Source organism: Mesorhizobium sp. Cs1321R2N1 (assembly GCF_037179725.1).
Classification (GTDB): Bacteria; Pseudomonadota; Alphaproteobacteria; order Rhizobiales; family Rhizobiaceae; genus Mesorhizobium; species Mesorhizobium salmacidum.
Map to the genome: position 1 here is coordinate 1 of NZ_JAPYKP010000316.1, position 1,125 is coordinate 1,125.

Here is a 1,125-nt window from a genome sequence, read left to right on the forward strand (position 1 = left end):
GCGGCGGCTTCGGCATTGGCGATCGCCGCGCCCTGGTTGCGGGACAATTGCACGATGCGGCGCAGCATCTCGACGAAGCTGCCCGAGATCGGCAGGTTGGACCATGTCGCCTCGGGCGTGACGTGGAACAGCACCAGCGTGCCCTTGCCCTTCTTCAGCCCGGTGACCAGCGGCGTGCCGTCGGCAAGGGCTGCCCAGGTGCGCTCGACGATGTCGGGTGTCGGCTCGGCCAGCACCTGCCTGGCCACCGTGACCTCGGTCGGCGGCGCCAGGTCGGCGAAGGGGCCGGCCTTGGGAAATTCGGTGACCGGCTGCGGCGAGGTCCATGACAGCGCGCCGCCGAGCGAGCGCTCGCCGGTGCGCAGGCGGACCGGCAGCAAATCGTCATTGCCGGCGGCCGCCAGCCGTGAGCCGGCGAAACGCACCAGCGTGCCGCCATTGTCGACCCAGTCGACCAGCCTTTGCCGAACCTGCGCGGGAATGGTGCCGATATCGGCCATGACGATCATCGCCGGCTTCTGGTCGAGGATCTGCGGGATGGCGTCGGCGAGATCGGCGCTGGAGGGCTCGACCAGATCGGCGAAGGGCTGCAGCGCGCGCCTGATGTAGTAGAGCGGCGACAGAAGCGGCTGCGCCTGGTCGGCCTCGGCTTGCGACAGCAGCCCGACGCGGCGGCGTTTGGAGCTTTCGTCGAGCACGCGCACGGCGCCCGCATGGCGTTCGCCATCGAGCGCGATCGAGGCGAAGTCGTTGCGCAATTCGAACGGCACCGCCATGGTGCCGGTGGCCGTGGCCTCGCCCGGCGCGAAGGTCAGGGTCGCATCGGCGATGCGGCGGCCCTTGTCATCGAAGGCGCCGGCGGTGACCTGCGCCGGGGCGGGATCGCCGGGCGCGCGGACGGCGGTCAGACCAAAGCCGTCGACCTGGTTTTCGGCTGATCTCAGGCCGGTCAGGGAAAGCCGGTCGGCCACCGCCCAGACAACGCGGGCGGCATTTTTGGACAACAGCGTGTTGAAAGCGGCCTCGTCGCCCTTGGCCGCCAGGCCATCCGCCAGCACGGCGACGCTGGCGCCGGGCAAGCTCTCCAGCACACCGGCGACGCGGGCATAGACGGCGGGCCGGTCG

1 pseudogene is annotated in these 1,125 nt (G+C 70.6%); it reads right to left on the bottom strand.

Annotated elements, in window-relative coordinates:
• Window positions 1-1,125: pseudogene (locus tag O7A61_RS32265) on the bottom strand (DUF4159 domain-containing protein); the annotation flags it as partial.